Origin of the sequence: Bradyrhizobium sp. LMG 9283 (assembly GCF_045571415.1) — a bacterium.
Taxonomy (GTDB): domain Bacteria; phylum Pseudomonadota; class Alphaproteobacteria; order Rhizobiales; family Xanthobacteraceae; genus Bradyrhizobium.
The window spans coordinates 5,831,457-5,851,548 of the sequence record NZ_CP120691.1; the positions used below are offsets into that span (position 1 = coordinate 5,831,457).

Annotated in this window: 17 protein-coding genes; 14 read left to right on the top strand and 3 right to left on the bottom strand. The window is 64.7% G+C overall.

Going from position 1 to position 20,092, the window contains the following annotated elements; all coding sequences use genetic code 11:
• Positions 1 to 125 precede the first annotated feature (125 nt).
• The 4 genes from P6U29_RS27620 (at position 126) to P6U29_RS27635 (ending at position 2,781) form a co-directional block, all read left to right on the top strand.
• The gene (locus tag P6U29_RS27620) at positions 126 to 551 is read left to right on the top strand and encodes a CBS domain-containing protein (protein WP_122404090.1); all 426 of its coding nucleotides are present in this window, start codon (positions 126 to 128) and stop codon (positions 549 to 551) included.
• A gap of 104 nt (positions 552 to 655) precedes the next feature.
• Complete coding sequence (locus P6U29_RS27625; RefSeq protein ID WP_407113302.1) at positions 656 to 1,675, top strand: 2-dehydropantoate 2-reductase; 1,020 nt, start codon at positions 656 to 658, stop codon at positions 1,673 to 1,675.
• On the top strand, positions 1,675 to 2,460 hold the full coding sequence (locus P6U29_RS27630) for a fumarylacetoacetate hydrolase family protein (protein WP_407113304.1): 786 nt from the start codon (positions 1,675 to 1,677) through the stop codon (positions 2,458 to 2,460). The genes P6U29_RS27625 and P6U29_RS27630 overlap by 1 nt, the downstream gene beginning before the upstream one ends.
• Positions 2,461 to 2,604: 144 nt before the next feature.
• Entirely contained in the window at positions 2,605 to 2,781 is a 177-nt protein-coding gene (locus P6U29_RS27635; protein WP_407113306.1) for a hypothetical protein, read from the top strand.
• Between the two features lie 131 nt (positions 2,782 to 2,912).
• Here P6U29_RS27635 and P6U29_RS27640 read toward each other — a convergent pair whose 3' ends face one another.
• A complete protein-coding gene (locus P6U29_RS27640) occupies positions 2,913 to 3,263 on the bottom strand; it encodes a hypothetical protein (protein WP_407113308.1) in 351 nt (116 codons plus the stop codon).
• On the opposite strand from P6U29_RS27640, the gene P6U29_RS27645 reads away from it, so the two are divergent.
• The 4 genes from P6U29_RS27645 (at position 3,247) to P6U29_RS27660 (ending at position 7,498) form a co-directional block, all read left to right on the top strand.
• Complete coding sequence (locus P6U29_RS27645) at positions 3,247 to 4,989, top strand: phospholipase D-like domain-containing protein (RefSeq protein ID WP_407113309.1); 1,743 nt, start codon at positions 3,247 to 3,249, stop codon at positions 4,987 to 4,989. The genes P6U29_RS27640 and P6U29_RS27645 overlap by 17 nt on opposite strands.
• A gap of 248 nt (positions 4,990 to 5,237) precedes the next feature.
• Positions 5,238 to 5,435: a hypothetical protein gene (locus P6U29_RS27650; RefSeq protein WP_246926536.1), complete on the top strand. Its 198-nt coding sequence runs from the start codon at positions 5,238 to 5,240 to the stop codon at positions 5,433 to 5,435.
• Between the two features lie 57 nt (positions 5,436 to 5,492).
• The gene (locus P6U29_RS27655; RefSeq protein WP_407113311.1) at positions 5,493 to 6,143 is read left to right on the top strand and encodes a hypothetical protein; all 651 of its coding nucleotides are present in this window, start codon (positions 5,493 to 5,495) and stop codon (positions 6,141 to 6,143) included.
• A 359-nt stretch (positions 6,144 to 6,502) separates the two neighbouring features.
• On the top strand, positions 6,503 to 7,498 hold the full coding sequence (locus tag P6U29_RS27660; protein WP_407113313.1) for an NAD(P)H-dependent flavin oxidoreductase: 996 nt from the start codon (positions 6,503 to 6,505) through the stop codon (positions 7,496 to 7,498).
• Positions 7,499 to 7,531: 33 nt separating this feature from the next.
• Here the strand turns inward: P6U29_RS27660 and P6U29_RS27665 are convergent, their stop codons facing one another.
• Positions 7,532 to 8,614, bottom strand: a complete 1,083-nt coding sequence (locus P6U29_RS27665) for an ISAs1 family transposase (RefSeq protein ID WP_407113315.1) — start codon at positions 8,612 to 8,614, stop codon at positions 7,532 to 7,534.
• 160 nt (positions 8,615 to 8,774) lie between these two features.
• Here P6U29_RS27665 and P6U29_RS27670 point away from each other — a divergent pair, with 160 nt between their 5' ends.
• The 3 genes from P6U29_RS27670 to P6U29_RS27680 all read left to right on the top strand — a co-directional run bounded on the left by P6U29_RS27670 (position 8,775) and on the right by P6U29_RS27680 (position 13,949).
• Positions 8,775 to 9,746: a zinc-binding dehydrogenase gene (locus P6U29_RS27670; protein ID WP_407113317.1), complete on the top strand. Its 972-nt coding sequence runs from the start codon at positions 8,775 to 8,777 to the stop codon at positions 9,744 to 9,746.
• A gap of 273 nt (positions 9,747 to 10,019) precedes the next feature.
• Entirely contained in the window at positions 10,020 to 11,393 is a 1,374-nt protein-coding gene (locus P6U29_RS27675) for a cation-efflux pump (RefSeq protein WP_407113318.1), read from the top strand.
• 225 nt (positions 11,394 to 11,618) lie between these two features.
• Entirely contained in the window at positions 11,619 to 13,949 is a 2,331-nt protein-coding gene (locus P6U29_RS27680) for a PAS domain-containing sensor histidine kinase (protein ID WP_407113320.1), read from the top strand.
• Between the two features lie 111 nt (positions 13,950 to 14,060).
• On the opposite strand, the gene P6U29_RS27685 is transcribed toward P6U29_RS27680, so the two are convergent.
• Positions 14,061 to 14,954, bottom strand: a complete 894-nt coding sequence (locus P6U29_RS27685; protein WP_407113322.1) for a LysR family transcriptional regulator — start codon at positions 14,952 to 14,954, stop codon at positions 14,061 to 14,063.
• A 223-nt stretch (positions 14,955 to 15,177) separates the two neighbouring features.
• On the opposite strand from P6U29_RS27685, the gene P6U29_RS27690 reads away from it, so the two are divergent.
• Genes P6U29_RS27690 through fdhF form a run of 3 tightly spaced genes read left to right on the top strand, consistent with a single transcriptional unit; the run spans position 15,178 to position 20,088 of the window.
• The gene (locus tag P6U29_RS27690; RefSeq protein WP_407113324.1) at positions 15,178 to 15,651 is read left to right on the top strand and encodes a formate dehydrogenase subunit gamma; all 474 of its coding nucleotides are present in this window, start codon (positions 15,178 to 15,180) and stop codon (positions 15,649 to 15,651) included.
• On the top strand, positions 15,648 to 17,204 hold the full coding sequence (locus P6U29_RS27695) for a formate dehydrogenase beta subunit (protein ID WP_407113326.1): 1,557 nt from the start codon (positions 15,648 to 15,650) through the stop codon (positions 17,202 to 17,204). Before P6U29_RS27690 ends, P6U29_RS27695 begins: the two co-directional genes overlap by 4 nt.
• A 10-nt stretch (positions 17,205 to 17,214) precedes the next feature.
• Positions 17,215 to 20,088 (top strand): formate dehydrogenase subunit alpha, encoded by a 2,874-nt coding sequence (fdhF, locus tag P6U29_RS27700; RefSeq protein WP_407113327.1) that lies wholly within the window; start codon positions 17,215 to 17,217, stop codon positions 20,086 to 20,088.
• Positions 20,089 to 20,092 lie beyond the last annotated feature (4 nt).

Consider the following 20,092-nt stretch of genomic DNA (forward strand, 5'->3'; position numbering starts at 1 on the left):
TTTTTTGGCCCGCGACAAATGTCAGCATTCCTGCCGCAAGATTTTTCGGATCAGCCAAATCCAGTGCTTGACGATTGGCATTATGTATACCACACTTCTCCCAACATTCACCCAGGGAGGTTGCAATGCTGGTCGGAGACATTCTGCGCAAGAAGACGCCGCGCGTTGTCACGGTGCGAATGAACGAAACAGTGGGGATCGCCGCCAAGCTGATGCGTGCCAACAACATCAGCGCGCTGGTGGTCAAGGACGTGGTCCGCTCCGAGGGCAACACCGCGGTCGGCATGTTCACCGAGCGCGACGTGGTGCGCGCCGTCGCCGAGCACGGCGCGGGTGCCATCAACGTCAAAGTCTCCCAGCTCGTCTCGGTGCAGCAGCTCGTCTCCTGCACCTCCTCGGATACGATCGAGCACGTCCGCCACCTGATGAACCGTCATCACATCCGCCACCTGCCTGTCATCGACGATTACAGCCTCGTCTCGGTCATCAGCATGCGCGACATCGCCGCCGCGGTCGACGAGGCCGCCAACTCGACGCCGCAAGCAGCCTAAAGCGTCTCACTTCCCCTGCGACTGCCGGCCCCGGCTCGGATCCATCCGAGCCGGACCGGATCTTTCGTCCCAAAATCCGGCTTCTGCTCCCTCGCGAGGATTTCATGAAGATCTGCATCTACGGCGCCGGCGCGATCGGCGGATATCTCGGGGTTCAGCTCGCCCGCGCGGGCGCCGACGTCAGCCTCGTTGCACGCGGCGCGCATCTCGCCGCCATGCGCGAGCGCGGCCTCACGCTGCTCGCCGGCGAGGAGACGCACACCGTGCATCCACGCTGCACCGACGATCCTGCCGAACTCGGGGTGCAGGACTATATCATCGTCACGCTGAAGGCGCATTCGATCACCGGCGTGATCGAGAAGATGCAGCCGCTGCTCGGGCCTCACACCCGCATCGTCACCGCCGTCAACGGCATTCCTTATTGGTACTTCTACAAGCACGGCGGCCAATACGAGAATTCGACGCTGGAGAGCATCGATCCCGGCGGACGGCAGTGGCGCGAGTTAGGGGCCGAGCGCGCCATCGGCTGCATCGTCTATCCCGCCACCGAGATCGAGGCACCCGGCGTGATCCGTCACGTCTACGGCAACAACTTTCCGCTCGGCGAGCCCTCCGGCGAGATCACCTCCGACGTGCAGCGCCTCGCAGACCTCTTCGTCGCCGCCGGCCTGAAAGCTCCCGTGCTCGACCGCATCCGCGACGAGATCTGGCTGAAGCTGTGGGGCAATGTCTGCTTCAACCCGATCAGCGCCCTGACCCACGCCACGCTCGACGTGATCTGCACCGATCCGGCCACGCGCGCGCTGTCGCGTGCAATCATGGTGGAGACGCAAGCGATCGCCGAGACCTTCGACGTCAAATTCCGCGTCGACGTCGAGCGCCGCATCGAGGGCGCCCGCAAGGTCGGCGCCCACAAGACCTCGATGCTGCAGGATCTCGAGCGCGGCCGCCCGATGGAGATCGACCCGCTCGTCACCGTCGTGCAGGAGATGGGCCGCCTCACCGGCATCCCCACGCCCGCGCTCGACTCGGTGCTGGCAATGGTGACCCAACGCGCCCGCATCGCCGGTCTCTATGACGGCGTCTCGACGCCATCGGATCCCCGCGCACTGGCGGTGGCGTGATGGCGGGCGAGATGAAGAAGTGGCTGCGCTTCCGCCATGCCGGCGCGACCGGTTTCGGCACGCTGACCCCGACAGGCATCAGCGTGCATGAGGGCGAGATGTTCGGTCGCAACGCCGCGACCGGCAAGACGCTGGCGCTCTCGGAGGTCGAGCTGCTCGCGCCATGCGTGCCCAGCAAGATCGTCGCGCTCTGGAATAATTTTCACGCGCTCGCGGCCAAGCTGAACCAGCCCGAGCCGCCGGAGCCGCTCTATCTGCTCAAGGCCACCACCAGCATCGCCGCACCCGGTGCGGTGATCCGCCGTCCCTCTTATTACGACGGCAAGACGACCTATGAAGGCGAGCTCGGCATCGTGATCGGCAAGACATGCGCGCGTGTCTCACTTGGCGAAGCCGACAGCTTCATCTTCGGCTACACCTGCGTCAACGACATCACCGCCAATGACATCCTGACCCGCGACCCCACCTTTCCACAATGGGCCCGCGCCAAAGGCATCGACGATTACGGCCCGTTCGGCCCCGTCATCGCGACCGGCCTCGATCCCGCAAAACTCACGGTGCGCACCATCCTCAACGGCGCGGAGCGGCAGAACTATCCGATCTCCGACATGATCTTCACCGCGCAGGACTTGGTCAGCAGGATCTCCCACGACATGACCCTGCTGCCCGGCGACCTCATCGCGGTCGGCACCTCCGTCGGCGTCGGCGTGATGAAAGAGCCGGTCAACACGGTGACGGTGGCGATCGACGGCATCGGCGAGCTCACCAACGAGTTTCGGCTCTAGTCTTTCTCGCCGCCGCCGCAACAAGCGCGCCGACACTGGCGCCGCTGCGGTCGGCGGAGGCCAGCATCAACGCCCTCGGCGAGCTCAGCCTCAGCCGTGACCGGCTCGCCACGAGCGCCGGCGTGACGCTGGCCTCGCGTCGACATGCTGACCAAGAGCAAGCGCGAAGTCGACGACCGCCTCGCCCGCGTCTTTGAGAATTTCAACGCGCTCGATGCACTTCGCAAGGACATCGGCGGCATCTTCGCGACGATCAGGGACAGCCTCAACCGGATCGGTGACGCGCTGTCCGATCCGCGCGTGCTTCGCAACAACAAATGAAGATCGCGAGGTATTTTCGCGTCGCTCGGGTCGTGATACAATCTTGGCGTGAATATTTGAATTCCAGCTTTTTTATCGACTCGAACGTCATTCCATCACCGGCACCAACACGCCCATGCCGGCCCTCATTCTTATACAGAGGACGCGCCCATGGCCGCCCGGAAGGCAACCAAGTCTGCCAAGACCAAATCCAAGGCAAAGACGTCGAAATCAAAGTCCAAGAAGGCCCGGAAAAAGGCAGCGGCCGAGTCCAAATCTTCCAAGTCCAAATCGGCCAAATCTAGATCAGCCAAGTCCAAAGCTGCCAAATCCAAGTCGGCCAAATCCAAGGCCAGCAAAAAGGCGGCGAAGGCAAAGAAGAGCAAGACAGGCGCCCCCAAGAAAAAGACCAGCAAGACTGCAACGAACACCGGCACATCGACGAAGCCGCCAGCGACGACGTCGCCGGCCGTTCCCACGCGGCCGGTGACGCCGCCCGTCACGTCAAATCCGTCCCCGGACGCGTCGGGCTTCCAAGTCGTCGGGACCAACGCCGATGCGCCGTTCTCGCTGAAATTACATCGCGGCGACGGCATGACGCTGGTTGCGATGAATTGGAAGGTCGGCCGGCCGCCGGATAATTTCGTCGGCTTCGCGATCGAGTACCAGGAGCCCGGTGGCAGCCAATTCTTCGCGTTGAACAACCGGCTCAACTTTCTCGACGCCTCAGGCAACGTCAATCCGCAGAAGCTTCCGACCCTGCAATCGCCGATCCAGAAATTCCGCTGGGTGCATTTCCCACGCAACGCCGAACTCGCCGGCGACTTCATCTATCGCGTCACGCCGATGTTTATGGATGCGCAAGGCAAGCTCAGCAAGGGCGAGCCGCAGCAGGCGCCGATCCAGCTTGCGCGTGAGACCTATCCCGGCATCGCCAATGTTACTTTTACGCGCGGCTTCGTCTCCTCGCAGGCCTTTGTGGACCGTTATCTGAAGAACGGCCCTATCAACACCCTCGTGGCACCGCGCGCCGCAGGCGGGCTCGATTTCAAGCCGACGCATCCCGATACGCAGGCCGCGCTGGCCTGGATGGGGTTTGAGGCGCGCGCCGCGATCCTGGAGACCCTCGATCAGGCGATCGCCGACCATGCCGAGGTCCGCGTCGTTGCCTACGATTTCAATCTGCCGGAGCTCCTCGATCGCCTCGTCCAGCTCGGCCCGCTACTCAAGATCATCATCGACGACAGCGACAAGCATGGCGAGGACAATTCCGCGGAAACCAAGGCGGAGAGCCGCTTGGTCGCCTCGGCCGGGCGCGACAACGTGTGGCGCCAACATATGAGTAACCTCCAGCACAACAAGACGATCGCAGTGAACGGCCCGACTGTGAAGAAAGTGGTGTTCGGCTCGACCAACCTATCCTGGCGCGGCTTCTACGTGCAGGCCAACAATGCCTTGGTGGTGACCGGCCAGAAGGCGGTTGATCTCGCGTTCGCGTCTTTCAACAGCTACGTCGCGAAAAGCAACAGCGCCGCAGGCTTCGGCGCAACGCCCTCCGCTGACTGGCAGGACCTCGGCCTTCCCGGCATCGACGTCAAGGTAGCGTTCTCACCGCACAGCGCCGCGAACGCCAAGCTCGACGAGATCGCGACAGACTTGAAGAGCACAACGTCATCGCTGCTCTATTCGCTCGCCTTCCTGTTCCAGACAGGAGGCGAGGTGCGCGAGGCCATCGACGGCCTCACCGAGGACAGCAACGTCTTCGTCTACGGCATCTCCGACAAGGAAGTCGGCGGCATCGACGTGCAGGACCCTAACGGCAACGTCGCGCCGGTGTTCGCCGAGGAGCTTGGCGAGAACGTGCCCGAGCCCTTCAAGTCGGAGCCGACCGGTGGCACTGGCACGCGCATGCACCACAAGTTCACCGTGATCGACTTCGACAAGCCGACGGCGCGGGTCTATCTGGGATCCTACAATTTTTCCGAACCCGCCGATCGCCAGAACGGTGAAAATCTCCTGATCGTCAGGGACCGGCGCATCGCGGTGTCCTACATGGTCGAGGCGCTGAGCATCTTCGACCACTACTCGTTTCGGGTCGCTGTCAAGAAGGCCAACGAGAGGGGCGTGAAGCTGCATCTGGCGCGGCCGCCGGGCCCGGGCGAAAAGCCGTGGTTTGAAGACGACTTCACTGTCGGGCACAAGATCAAGGATCGGCTGCTGTTCTCCTGAAGGGTGACAACACCCAAAAATTCGTGGGATGGGTCGCGCGAAACGGACCCATCCCGTGAACGGCTGCGGGTCACTGGGACCCGCGCACTCCGAAACGTCCCGACACATCACATCTCCGCGCGCCAGACATATGCCGCCAACATGTCCCGCGCGTGCCGCAACTTGGACGCATTCGGCCGTCCATCTGTGAAGCGTGTCTGGGGGCACGGCACTGCCGTGTTTGGACCAAACCTTCTAGGGGTATCACTGTGAAGAAGATTGTAATTGCTCTGGGTGCAACGCTTGCTCTGGTGACGGCCGCGAACGCTGCGGATCTACCGCGCCGCCAGCCCGTGCCGGCCTATCCGGCTGAGCAGGCTCCGATCGGCAAGATGCCGATTGGCAAGAGCCCGGTTGGAAAGGCTCCGATCGGCAAGGCGCCCGGCCCGGTCGCGGCGCGCTACTGACGCGAAGCGGAACACCCGCAGAATCCGCGCAGAGGCCGATAGTCGAGGGGGAATCGCGTGACGAACAAAGCTAATCGATCGGGATCCTGCATCCTCGCGGGGGTCGCTCTTGCCGCTATGCTCTCGTGCATGACGCCCTCGGCCTCGGCCCACGAGGCAAACAAGCGCGTTGCCGATGCGAACGCGCTTGCTACGGCCGACACCGCCTCGCGACCGGCGCCGCAATCAACGCGGCGCTCCGTCGCGCGCACGGAGAAAGGCCCCTACTATGTCGACTTCCGCGCCCGTACCGCGGCCAGCTGGGGCCATGCCTTCGTCTGGTACGGCAAGACCAGCGAGAAGGCGGTCGAGGTCGCGGGCCTGACGCCGGCCGGCGACACGCTCGCTTACGTGCTCGGTCACATCACCTTTGTGCCGTCCGAGACCGGCGCGAGCTACGGCGATCTCGATCCGGAATATCTGACCGCCAGCTACCGGGTCTACCTGAACGAGGCCGACGCCAAGCGCGTGTTCGCCTACATCAAGAAATTGCAGGCGAACTCGCCAGTGTGGAACGCTGAGACCACCAACTGCACCGGCTTCATCGGTGACATCGCCGAGTTCATGGGATTGCAAGTCCCCAATCGCTGGCAGCGTCCGGAAAACTTCGTCAACCGCCTCAAGGAAATGAATGGCGGCCGCCAGATGGTGCGGCTGTCGGCGGAGTAGCCGAAGTCCGGCAGCTTCGCCCCGACCTTCCATCATGGCGGATTGCTTGTCCGTGCCCCGGACGCAGCGCAGCGTCTCTTCGACGGTGCGCTGCAGAGCCGGTGCCCATCTCATAGGAGCATCCGCGGGTGCATAGGTCCCGGCTCAGCGCCGCAACGTGAGGAACGTTGCAGCGCGTCCGGGACACGAGACCGACTGGCGCCGTCACAGGCGGGCCCCACGCAATTATCCGCCCCGCGGAATCACCCACATCTCCGCATGATCGCCCCACGCAGGTGCAATAGACATTTCCCGACCCGGGCGGCATCCTACCGGCATCAACCGATAACAGATCGCCAAACGGGCGGGGGAAACAGATCATGTTGCAGACACGGTTCACCAAGCTCGTCGGCGTCCAGCACCCGATCATCCAGGGCGGCATGCAATGGGTCGGACGGGCCGAGCTGGTCGCCGCGGTCGCCAATGCCGGGGCGCTCGGCTTCATCACGGCGCTGACCCAGCCGACGCCGGAGGACCTCACCAAGGAGATCGCGCGCTGTCGCGACCTCACCGACAGGCCGTTCGGCGTCAACCTCACCATCCTGCCCGCGATCAAGCCGCCGCCTTATGCCGAATACCGCGCCGCCATCATCGAGAGCGGCATCAAGGTGGTCGAGACCGCCGGCAACAAGCCGCAGGAGCATGTCGACGAGTTCAAAAAGCACGGTGTCAAGGTCGTGCACAAATGCACCAGCGTGCGCCACGCGCTTTCGGCCGAGCGCATGGGCGTCGACGCCATCTCGATCGACGGGTTCGAATGCGCCGGACATCCCGGCGAGGACGACACGCCGGGCCTGATCCTGATCCCCGCCGCCGCCAACAAGATCAAGATCCCGATGATCGCCTCGGGCGGCTTTGCCGATGCTCGCGGCCTCGTCGCGGCGCTGGCGCTGGGTGCCGACGGCATCAACATGGGCACCCGCTTTATGGCCACCAAGGAAAGCCCGATCCACCAGCTCATCAAGGAGAAGATCGTCGCCAATGACGAGCGCGAGACCGAGCTGATCTTCCGCACCATGCGCAACACCTCGCGCGTCGCCAAGAACGCGATCTCGACCAAGGTGGTCGCCATGGAGAAAGAGGGTGCCAAGTTCGAGGACATCCGCGAGCTCGTTGCCGGCGCCCGCGGCAAGATGGTCTATGCGACAGGCAATCCCGACGAAGGCATCTGGTCGGCCGGCCAGGTCCAGGGCCTGATCCAGGACATCCCGAGCTGCGCCGAGCTCGTCTCCCGCATCGTCCGCGAGGCGGAGGCGATCATCCGCGGCCGGCTGGAAGGGATGATCGTTCAGCCGCAACGCGAAGCTGCGGAGTGATGCTTCTTTCCCCTCTCCCCGCTTGCGGTAGGGCTATCGCATATGGCCGAGGGTGGAGAGAAGGAAGTCATTATTCCATCTGGCTTGGAGCATTTTATGGCTGATGCGCGCAGGACCGGGGGTTGCCTGCAGCGTATTGATGGCCAGCTTGCGGATGAGGGCGAGATTTTCCGCAGCGTGATCCTTGCGGCTGCGGCAGGCATCCTCATCGAACAGAACGTCGAGGACCCAGTGCAGGTTGTTCTCGATGCTCCAGTGGGTACGCACGACCTCGAGCAGCTTTTTGGCCGACAGCAGGCGCGAGGCCAGGAAGTATCGGACCGTATGCTTGGCGGTCTTGCCAGAGTTGGCGCGCCAACTGTCGATGCGAGCGACGGCGGCGATAGCGGGGAAGTCATATTGCTTCGCCAACTGTGGCGCCGGCGCGACGATGGCCTGCCGGCGCTCGACGCGGCCGTGCGCGGCGGCCTTCCGTTGACTCGCCCGTGCGGGCTTTCGGGCTGTGTCGATCAGCGTCTTGACGGCCTTGAAGAGCCGGCCACGGTTGCTCTTGATGGCCAACACGTAGTGCCCCTTCCGGTCGCGGATGGCCTGTGCGGTGTCGGGCCGGCAATGCAAGGCGTCGGCGGTGACAAGAGCCCCGTCCAGATCGAGCAGCGCCAGGACTTCGAGAGCCCCGGCAACCTCGTTGCGATTGGGAGCCTTCCGCTGAGCCAACGCCATGCGAGTGCCGGCCGCCCAGACATTGACCATATGCAGTGGCGTGGCCTGCCGGCCACGCGTGAAGGCTCCGCGCAGAGCCTTGCCGTCGATGCTGACCACCCCCTTGATGCCGAAGCTCTTGCTGAACTTGCGCAAAACCGCTTCCAGACCCTTCGGGTCCAACGCACGGAAGACGTTGCTGAACGTATCGTGGCTCGGAATGCCGTGCCTGAGCTCCAGAAATCGCCGCAACAGCTCCTCGCGGCCTTGGCCAAAGAACTCGAACTCGGTGCAGGTCTTGGCGCCAGCCAGCGTGGCTGCCAATGCAATGACAAGGACATCCACCAGATCGTGTCGGGTGTTGCTGGCGCGCGGATCCTTGAGCGGTCGAAACAGGCGCTTGAGCTTGCGCATTCAGGGCTCCCTCGAGAAGCGAGAGACACCCTAAGAATCCAGTTCCAACCCCTTTGCAATACCCCTCTAGCGCCATATGCGATTCCCCTACCGCTTGCGGGGAGAGGCGAAGAGCGGCATCGGCCTTCATCTACAAGCTCAATTGAATTCGAGGTAACGCATGAAAGCCTACGTCTACGGTCCTGAAGGCGCTCGGATTTCCGACGTCGCTCAACCAAAACCGAAAGGCACGCAGGTCCTCGTCCGCGTGCGCGCTTGCGGCCTGAACCGCGCCGACACCGGCATGCGCAAGGGCCACGCCCATGGCGCGGCCGGCGGCGTCGGCACCGTGCTCGGGATGGAATGGGCCGGCGAGGTCGCCGAGCTCGGGCCGGATGCCAAAGGAGTCAAAGTCGGCGACCGCATCATGGGCTCGGGCAGCGCGGCATTTGCCGAATACACGCTGGCCGATCACGGCCGGCTGTTCCACGCACCCTCGAACATGAATTTCGAGGAGGCGGCCACCCTCCCCGTCGCGCTCGCGACCATGCACAATGCCGTTGTCACCGTCGGCGGCGTGCAACCCGGGCAAGCCGTACTGATCCAGGGCGCCAGCTCCGGTGTCGGCCTGATGGCAATGCAAATTGCAAAGCTCAAGGGCGCGAGGCTCGTGATCGGCTCGTCGACCGACGCCACCCGTCGCGGGCGGCTGAAGGAGTATGGCGCCGATCTCGCCGTCGACAGCTCCGATCCCAAATGGGTCGACGAGGTGCTGCAGGCAACGAACGGCGAAGGCGTCGACCTCATCGTCGATCAGGTCTCCGGCAAGGTCGCGAGCCAGAACCTCGCCGCGACGAAGATCAAGGGCCGCATCGTCAATGTCGGCCGGCTCGGCGGCACCCATGCCGACTTCAATTTCGACCTGCACGCGGCGCGCCGCATCGATTATGTCGGCGTCACCTTCCGCAGCCGCACCATCGAGGAGGTCCGCCAGATTTTTGACGAGGTCCGCAGGGACATCTGGGGCGCGGTGGAATCGCGCAAGCTGCAACTCCCGATCGACAAGGTGTTTTCGTTCGGCGACATCGATCAAGCGTTCGCGCACATGGAGGCGAACAAGCATCTGGGGAAGATCGTGGTGATGGTGCCGTAGCGCTTCGGGCGCGCGCCAAGGACGCGGTCTCGTAGGGTGGGCAAAGCGCGGCGTGCCCACCATAAGTGGGTGATTAGGAGACACTTGCTGGTGGGCACGGCGCTAGGCTCCTTTGCCCACCCTACGAGACTGCCCTAGCCGTCATTCCGGGACGATGCGAACCATCGAACCCGGAATCTCGACGCCGAGGAAGCATCCGCTTCTGCAACTCACTAGCGACTGCTCCTGTGGATCATCACTTGATGTCCCGCGCTGGGCTGCTAAATCCCCGCCATGACCTCCCAGCACGACAAGACCTCGGTCGCCGCGATCTCGATCTTCGCCAGCGGCGGCATGGCGGCGGCCAAATTCGTGGTCGGGATCGCGATCGGCTCGCTGGCGCTGATCTCCGAGGCCCTGCATTCCTCGATCGACCTGGTCGCAACCATCATCACCTGGGCGGTGGTGCGGGTGTCCGACAAGCCCGCGGACGAGGAGCATCATTACGGCCACGGTAAGCTGGAAAGCATCTCCGCGCTCGGCGTCACTGCCCTGCTCTACGTGCTCGCCGGCGGCATCCTGGTCGAGGCCTATAGCCGGCTGCGCGAGGGAACCCCGCCACCGACCATCTCGGCCGTGCCGTTCGTCGTGCTGGTGACCGACATTGCCGTCAATCTCTGGCGCGCCCGCGCCCTGCACCGCGCCGCGCGGGAGACCAGGAGCCAGGCGCTGGCGGCGGATGCGCTGCATTTCGCCTCCGACGTCCTGGGCTCGTTCGCCGTGATCGTGGGCCTGGTCCTCGCCGGGCTCGGCTTCTGGTGGGGCGACGCGGCCGCGGCTGCCGCCGTCGCCGTGATGATCGCGGCTCTCGGCCTGCGCATGGCCGGCTCGACCGTGCAGACGCTGGTCGATCGCGCGCCGGAGGGCGCCCAGAAGAAGGCCACCGCCGCGATCTGCGGCGTACCGGGCGTGATCGACGTCGACCGGCTGCGCGTGCGCATGGTCGGTGCGACCACGTTCATCGACACCATCGCGAAGGTGCCGCGGACCTATCCGATCGACCGCGTCGAGGATATCAAGCGCAACGCGCAGGCCGCGGTCACCAAGGCCTTCGGCGATGCCGACCTCACTTTCGCCGCGGTGCCTGTTGCGCGCGACAACGAGACCGTGCGCGACCGCATCATGGTGATCGCGCGCAATTCCGGGCTCGCCATCCATCACGTCACGGTGCACGATCTCGGCGCCAAGCTGATCGTCAGCATCGACCTCGAAGTCGACGCCGACATGCAGCTCGAGGCCGCCCACGACATCGCCAACATGCTGGAGCGCAATATCCAGGAGGAATTCGGCGAGGACGTCGAGGTCGACGTTCACATCGAGCCATTGGAACCGGAACTGCCGTTCGGCGTCGATGCCACGCCTGAGAGGGTGCAGACCATCGCCGCTGCGCTGGCCGAATTCGCCGGCGAAGGCGAGATCCACGACATCCATAATGTGCGGGTCCGCAACACCGACGCCGGCGAGATCGTCAATTTCCACTGCCGCGCGGCGCCATCGATGAGCGTGATCAAGGTGCACGAGCGTGTGGACGCGATCGAGCGCGCATTGCGGCGCGCGTTCCCGAGCGTGAAGCGCGTCATCAGTCACGCCGAACCGCCGCGGGCGTGACGAGAATGTGTGGCGAGTCACACGTTCTCGTTTCGGACTCGTCGCGCCCTGGAGTTTGCGGACACCCGATGCACAAACTGCGCGTTGGATAAGAATAATTTCGCGTTAACGATTCGTTGACTCTCGACAGCCTGCGAAAACTGGATTCAAATCAGTGTGATTCGGAAGCGACGTGGGGCCGCTTCCGGACTTCAGTTGCAAGCAGGTTTTCAGGGGGCCGAAGGCATGTCGCGTGCAGACGCCGCGAACGCGTGCGTCCAATCCGATTCGATCAAGGGATTGGCGCAATCGATCGCGAAACCTGCCTATCACCGGCTGCTGATCGCGGAGCCGGCGCTGCGCCGCGCGGTGCCGACGCTCATCATCGCCTTCCTGATCACGATCTGCCTCGGCGCCTTCGTGCAGGTGGTCGATCAGACGCGCCAGAAGCGGCTGGTGATCCGCCACGACATTTCGGCACTCGCCGAGCTGCTCGCCGAGCGCATCGACCGCCTCACCTCGGTGCGGCAGGAGCGGCTCAAGACCATCGAGAACCTGCCGACGCTGCTGCCTGATCTCATTCCGTCCTGGGGCACCGCCTCGGGCCGCCACGTCATCGTCACCTCGGCCGGCATCGACCGCCGTATCCTCGCCCGCATCCCGGTCGACAGCGATCCGGTCGGCAACGACCGCCTGCTCGATGCGATCACGACCGCGCAATTGATCGCGGCGCCGCCACGCGACGGCACCGTCGCCGACATGACGCTGCCGAGCGGCAACGCCGCGATGGCCACCTCCCGGCAGATCAAATCACTCCCTGGCTTCGTCACCGTGATCCAGGAGCGCAACGAGCCGATCTGGGGCTCGGACGCCGCGCTCTCGGTGACGCTGTCGGCGACCACGGGCTTCGTCGTCCTGATCCTCGGCTTCGCCTTCCACTGGCAGTCGACCCGCGCCCGCGAGGGCGACCTTATCAACGACGCCGTGCGCGGCCGTATCGATACCGCGCTCAACCGCGGCCGCTGCGGGCTGTGGGACTGGGATCTGTCGCGCGGCAGGATCTTCTGGTCGCAGTCGATGTTCTCGATGCTCGGCCTGGACGGCCGCAACGAGCTCCTCACCTTCGGCGAGGTCAACGCGCTGGTGAAGTCAGACGACATCGACCTGTTCGCGATCGCCGATCAGCTGATTTCCGAGAAGATCGACCACATCGACCAGACCTTCCGCATGCAGCATGTCGATGGTCACTGGATCTGGCTCCGCGTCCGCTGCGAGAAGACGCGCGGGGCGACCGATTCCAGCGTGCACCTGATCGGGATCGCCGTCGACATCACCGAGCAGAAGAGCCTCGCGGAGAAGACGGTGGAAGCCGACCTCCGCCTGCGCGATGCGATCGAAACCATTCCGGAAGCCTTCGTGCTGTGGGACGCGAGCGACCGCCTGGTGCTCTGCAACTCGCACTTCCAGCGCTTGCACAAGCTGCCCGACAGCGCGGTCATTCCCGGTACCTCCTACGAGACCGTGCTCGAGGTCGGCCGCATGCCGGAGGTGCGCACCCGCCACAACGAGACGGCTGTCCAAGGTCCGGGCGCGCGCACCTTCGAGGCGCAGCTCGACGACGGCAGCTGGCTGCACATCAGCGAGCGCCGCACCAAAGACGGCGGCTACGTCTCGGTCGGAACCGACATCACCCGCATCAAGGAGCACGAGCAGAAGCTGGTCGACAACGATCTGCGTCTGCGTGCCACCGTCATCGACCTCAAGCGCTCGCAGGCAGCGCTGGAGCGCCAGGCGGTCGAGCTCGCCGACCTCGCCGAGAAGTACCAGCGCGAGAAGACCCGTGCCGAGGAAGCCAACCAGACCAAGTCGAAATTCCTCGCCAATATGAGCCACGAGCTGCGCACGCCGCTCAACGCCATCATCGGCTTCTCCGAGATCATGGGCTCGGGCATGTTCGGCGAGCTCGGAAGCGAGAAGTACCAGGAATACTGTCAGGACATCCTGACCAGCGGCCACTATTTGCTCGAGGTCATCAACGACATCCTCGACATGTCCAAGATCGAAGCCGGCCGCATGAAGCTCGACATGGAAGAGCTCGACCTCTCGAAGACGCTCGCGGAATCCTTACGGGTCGTCACCGGCCGGGCGCAGGACAAGCACCTGACGCTCGACGCCGACATCGCAAAATCCATCTCCGTCGTCGCCGACCGCCGCGCCACCAAGCAGATCATCGTCAACCTGCTCTCCAACGCCGTGAAGTTCACGCCCGACGGCGGACGCGTCGTGGTGCGCAGCCGACAGCTCGACGACAGCATCGTGCTGATGATCGCCGACACCGGCATCGGCATCGCGCCGCATTCGCTGGCGCGGCTCGGGCGTCCCTTCGAGCAGGTCGAGAGCCAGCTCACCAAGACCTATCACGGCTCGGGCCTCGGCCTTGCCATCGCCCGCTCGCTGGCGCAGCTCCACGGCGGCTCGATGCGCCTGCGCTCCAAGCTCGAGGTCGGCACAGTGGTCCGCGTGACGCTGCCGCGCGACGCGATCAAGGCGGCGTCCGGGATTTCAGCCGCGGCCTGAAGCCTATAGAGGCCGAAGTCAGGTTCGATCGGCTTTCGGGGATCACCTCTCCCCGACGGGGAAAGGTGATCTGAGCTCCCGGTTCGCATCCGTGACCAAATTCATTCCGCTTCAGGATTGCAGCTTCGGCGCCACTTCCCGCGCCACATTCACCAGCGCGGCGATCAGCGGCGTCATCGGATCGCGCTGCGGGATCACGAGGCCGATGCTGTAATTGACGTCGGGATCGACGATCGGGATCGAGCGGACCGTATCCGATAGCCCGAGCGTCTCGGCGAGCTTGGCCGGCATCACGCTGGCCCAGCGCCCAGTCTTCACATGCGTGAACAGCACCAGCAGCGAGTTCGAGGTCAGCGTCGGCGTCGCCTCCGCACCGACCGAGCGCAGCGCGCGGTCGATAATGCGGCGGTTCTGCATGTCGGGCGTCAGCAGGCACAGCGGCACCTGCCCGACCTCCTTCCAGGTCACCGTCTCGCGGTCGCCGAACATTGCATCCGGTGCGGTGAGTAGGCGGTAGCTCTCGTTGTAGAGCGGAATGGTGCGCACCTTGCCGATCGGCTCGTTCTCGATATAGGTCAGCCCTGCATCTACCTCGAGATTCTCGAGCAATCCCAGCACCTCCGACGAAGTCGTCGAGCGGATGCTGAAACGCACCTCGGGATGCCTCGCGCGAAACGGCGTCGTCAGCGAGGCGACCATGCCGAGCGCGGTCGGGATCGCCGCGATGCGGATCTCGCCGGAGAGCTGATGCTTCAGCCCGTTGATCTCATCGCGCATCGCGCGGGCATCGCCCACGATCCGCCGCGCCCAGTCGAGCGCCCGCTCGCCTTCAGGGGTGAATCCCTGAAAGCGCGAGCCGCGCTGGACCAGCATCACGCCGAGGATCTCCTCGAGCTGCTTGAGCCCGGTTGACATTGTCGGTTGCGTCACGCCGCAGGCCTCGGCAGCGCGTCCGAAATGCCGCTCCTTCGCCAGCGCCAGCAATAGTTCAAGCTTGTCGATCAACCGGCCGTCCCCTCGAATTCCATTGTGGCATGCAAGCTAGCACGCCCACCCCTCCGCAACACGCAAAAACCGCCTGCCGGAACGGCATAATTGCAATTTGAAATCGAGTGATCGCGCTTGCCAATTGATCTGAATTCGCAATCGCAGCACGGGACAGCTTTATTGATCTTCGAATGATTCCAAATAGTTTGGCAGCAAGAAACGCTCTGGTTGAGAATGAACAATGACAGCGGTTTATGATTGGGACGAAACGCGCGGCGCCGAGATCATCGCCGAACATGCGCAGCAGGAAGGCGCGACGCTCGTCATCCTGCATGCGCTTCAAGAGGCGTTCGGCTACGTGCCGGAGGCGGCGATTCCCATCGTGGCGAAAGCGCTCAATCTGTCGCGTGCCGAAGTGCATGGCGTGTTCACATTCTATCATGATTTCCGCCACAAACCGGCCGGCCGCCATGTGCTGAAGCTGTGCCGCGCCGAAGCCTGCCAGGCCGCGGGCGGCGATGCGCTGGCTGCGCGGGCCGAGGCGAAGCTTGGCGTCTCGCTCGGCAACACCACGGCCGACGATCGCGTCACGCTGGAGCCGATCTACTGCCTCGGCCTGTGCGCGACTGCGCCATCCGCGATGCTCGATGGCCGCCTCATTGGCCGGCTCGACCAGAAGCGCCTCGATGCGCTGGTTGCGGAGGCGCAGCGATGAGCATGCGTCTCTACGTCTCACGTGATGCGGGTGCGGTGGCGGTCGGCGCCGACGAGGTCACCCTGGCGCTGGAGCAGGCTGCGGCCAAGCGCGGCGTGGCGATCGAGATCGTCAGAACCGGCTCGCGCGGGATGTACTGGCTGGAGCCGCTGGTCGAGGTCGCGACGCCCCAGGGGCGCATCGCCTTCGGTCCCGTCACCGAGACCGACGTGCCCTCCCTGCTCGATGCGCTCGCCAGCAACACGCCGCATCTCTTGCGGCTGGGCGCAACCGACGAGATTCCCTGGCTGAAGCGCCAGACCCGCCTCACCTTCGCGCGCTGCGGCGTGATCGACCCGCGCTCGCTCGACGACTACCGCGCCCATGGCGGCTACACAGGCCTCGAGCGCGCGCTCTCGCTCGGACCTGATGCGATTCTGAACGAAGTCACGGCGTCTGGCCTGCGCGGCCGCGGCGGCGCGGGCTTTCCGACCGGGATCAAGTGGAAGACGGTCGCGCAAGCCAAAGCCGATCGCAAGTTCATCGTCTGCAACGCGGATGAAGGCGACAGCGGCACCTTCGCCGACCGCATGATCATGGAAGGCGATCCCTTCCTGGTGATCGAGGGCATGACCATCGCCGGCCTCACCGTCGGCGCGACCAAGGGCTACATCTATATCCGCAGCGAATATCCGCACGCGGTCGAGGCGATGAATGCCGCGATCCAAGCTGCCAGGCGCGGCGGCTATCTCGGCACCAATATCGGCGGTTCGAAGCAAACCTTTGATCTCGAGGTGCGCGTCGGGGCCGGCGCCTATGTCTGCGGCGAGGAGACCTCGCTGCTGGAGAGCCTCGAAGGCCGCCGCGGCATCGTGCGCGCCAAGCCGCCGCTGCCGGCGCATCACGGCCTGTTCGGCAAGCCGACCGTGATCAACAACGTGCTGTCCTTCGCGGCCGTTCCCTTCATCCTCGCCGAGGGTGCCAAGGCCTATGCCGATTTCGGCATGGGCCGCTCGCGGGGCACGATGCCGATCCAGCTCGCCGGCAATATCCGCTATGGCGGCCTGTTCGAGACCGCGTTCGGCGTGACGCTGGGCGAGCTTGTCGACGACATCGGCGGCGGCACCTTCACGGGCCGCCCGGTGCGCGCGGTGCAGGTCGGCGGGCCGCTCGGCGCCTACTTCCCCCGTGCCCTGTTCGACACGCCGTTCGATTACGAGGCCTTCGCTGCGCGCGACGGCCTGATCGGCCATGGCGGCATCGTCGTGTTCGACGACAGCGTCGACATGCGCAGGCAGGCGCGCTTCGCGATGGAGTTCTGCGCCGTCGAATCCTGCGGCAAGTGCACGCCGTGCCGGATCGGCTCGACCCGCGGCGTCGAGACCATCGAGAAGATCATCAGCGGCGAGCGCGTCCATGAAAACCTCGCGCTGGTGGAAGACCTCTGCAACACCATGAAATTCGGCTCGCTCTGCGCACTCGGCGGCTTCACGCCCTACCCCGTGCTCAGCGCATTGAAGCACTTCCGGGAGGACTTCGTCCCGGCGCCGACCACGCTTCAGGCCGCGGAATAGGAGAACGACGATGTCTCTGATCGAAGAAATCGACTACGGCACGCCGGCTTCCAAATCGGAAACGATGGTGACGCTGACCATCGACGGTAACACGGTCACGGTGCCCGAGGGCACCTCGATCATGCGAGCCGCGATGGACGCGGGCCACCAGATCCCGAAACTCTGCGCCACCGACATGGTCGACGCATTCGGCTCCTGCCGTCTCTGCCTCGTCGAGATCGAGGGCCGCGCCGGCACGCCGGCTTCCTGCACCACGCCTGTCATGAACGGTCTCGTCGTTCACACCCAGACCGATCGCTTGAAGAAGCTGCGCAAGGGCGTGATGGAGCTCTACATCTCCGACCATCCGCTCGACTGCCTTACCTGCGGCGCCAATGGCGATTGCGAATTGCAGGACATGGCCGGCGCCGTCGGCCTGCGCGACGTGCGCTACGGTTATGAGGGCGACAACCACGTCTTCGCCAAGACGGATGGCTGCACGAACGATCATTGGATGCCGAAGGACGAGTCCAACCCGTACTTCACCTATGATCCCTCCAAGTGCATCGTCTGCTCGCGCTGCGTCCGCGCCTGCGAGGAAGTGCAGGGAACCTTCGCGCTGACCATCTCCGGCCGCGGCTTCGACAGTCGCGTCTCGCCCGGCATGAGCGAGAGTTTTCTCGGCTCCGAATGCGTCTCCTGCGGCGCTTGCGTGCAGGCCTGCCCGACCGCGACGCTGACGGAGAAATCGGTGATCGAGATCGGCCAGCCCGAGCACTCCGTCGTCACTACCTGCGCCTATTGCGGCGTCGGCTGCGCCTTCAAGGCCGAGATGCGCGGCGAGGAAGTGGTGCGCATGGTGCCCTACAAGGACGGCAAGGCCAATCGCGGCCATTCCTGCGTCAAGGGCCGCTTCGCCTGGGGCTATACCAACCACAAGGAGCGCGTTCTCAAGCCGATGATCCGCGAGCGGATCGAGGATCCCTGGCGCGAGGTGTCCTGGGATGAAGCATTCTCGTTTGCCGCTGCCAGGATGCGCGGCATCCAGAAGAAGTACGGCCGCGACGCCATCGGCGGCATCACCTCGTCCCGCTGCACCAACGAGGAGACCTATCTGGTGCAGAAGCTGATCCGCGCCGGCTTCGGCAACAACAATGTCGACACCTGCGCCCGCGTCTGCCACTCCCCGACCGGCTATGGCCTCGCCACCACCTTCGGCACCTCCGCCGGCACGCAGGATTTCGACTCGGTCGAGGACACCGACGTCGTGGTCATCATCGGCGCCAACCCCGCCTCGGCGCATCCGGTGTTCGCCTCGCGGTTGAAGAAGCGGCTGCGCCAGGGCGCCAAGCTGATCGTGATCGATCCGCGCCGCACCGAGATGGTGGAATCGCCGCATGTGAAGGCGCTGCACCTGCCCTTGATGCCGGGCACCAATGTCGCGGTCATGACCGCGCTCGCGCATGTCATCGTCACCGAGGGCCTCGTCAACGAAGCCTTCGTGCGCGAGCGCTGCGACTGGAGCGAGTTCGAGGAATGGGCGGCCTTCGTCGCGCAGGCCAAGAACAGCCCGGAGGCCACCGCCATCCTCACCGGCGTCGATCCCAAGGTGCTGCGCGAAGCAGCGCGCACTTACGCGGCCGGCGGCAACGGCGCTATCTATTACGGCCTCGGCGTCACCGAGCACAGCCAGGGCTCGACCACCGTGATCGCGATCGCGAACCTTGCGATGGCAACCGGCAATATCGGCCGCCCCGGCGTCGGCGTGAACCCGCTGCGCGGCCAGAACAACGTGCAGGGCTCCTGCGACATGGGCTCGTTCCCCCACGAGCTGCCCGGCTATCGCCACGTCTCGGGCGATGCGGTGCGCGACCAGTTCGAGGCGCTCTGGAACGTCAAGCTCAACCCCGAGCCCGGCCTGCGCATCCCCAACATGTTCGATGCCGCGGTCGAAGGCACGTTCATGGGCCTTTACGTGCAAGGTGAGGACATCCTCCAGTCCGACCCGAACACTTCGCATGTCGTCGCTGCGCTGTCGGCGATGGAATGCGTGATCGTCCACGACCTCTTCCTGAACGAGACCGCCAACTACGCCCACGTCTTCCTGCCCGGCTCCAGCTTCCTCGAAAAGGACGGCACCTTCACAAACGCCGAGCGCCGCATCCAGCGCGTACGCAAGGTGATGACGCCGAAGAACGGCATGGCCGACTGGGAGGTCACAATTGGCCTTGCCAAGGCCATGGGCTTCGAGATGAACTACAGCCACCCTTCCGAGATCATTGACGAGATTGCGGCGCTGACCCCGACCTTCGCCGGCGTCTCCTACGCCAAGCTCGACGAGCTCGGCTCGGTGCAGTGGCCCTGCAACGAGAAGGCGCCCGAGGGCACGCCGGTGATGCATATCGACGGCTTCGTCCGCGGCAAGGGCAAGTTCGTCGTGACCGAATATGTCGCCACGGACGAGCGCACCGGCCCGCGTTATCCGCTGCTGCTCACCACGGGCCGCATTCTCAGCCAGTACAATGTCGGCGCGCAGACCCGGCGCACCGACAACGTGGTCTGGCATGCCGAGGATCGCCTCGAGATCCACCCGCACGATGCCGAGCAGCGCGGCGTGCGCGACGGCGACTGGGTGCGGCTGAAGAGCCGCGCCGGCGAGACCACGCTGCGCGCGGAGATCACCGACCGCGTCGCGCCCGGCGTCGTCTACACCACCTTCCACCACCCGGACACGCAGGCCAACGTCATCACCACGGACTATTCGGACTGGGCGACCAACTGTCCCGAATACAAGGTCACGGCGGTGCAGGTCTCGCCCTCGAACGGCCCGTCCGATTGGCAGAAGGCCTATGACGCACAGGCGCGGCAATCCCGTCGCATCGTACCGGCCGAAGCTGCGGAGTAACGGC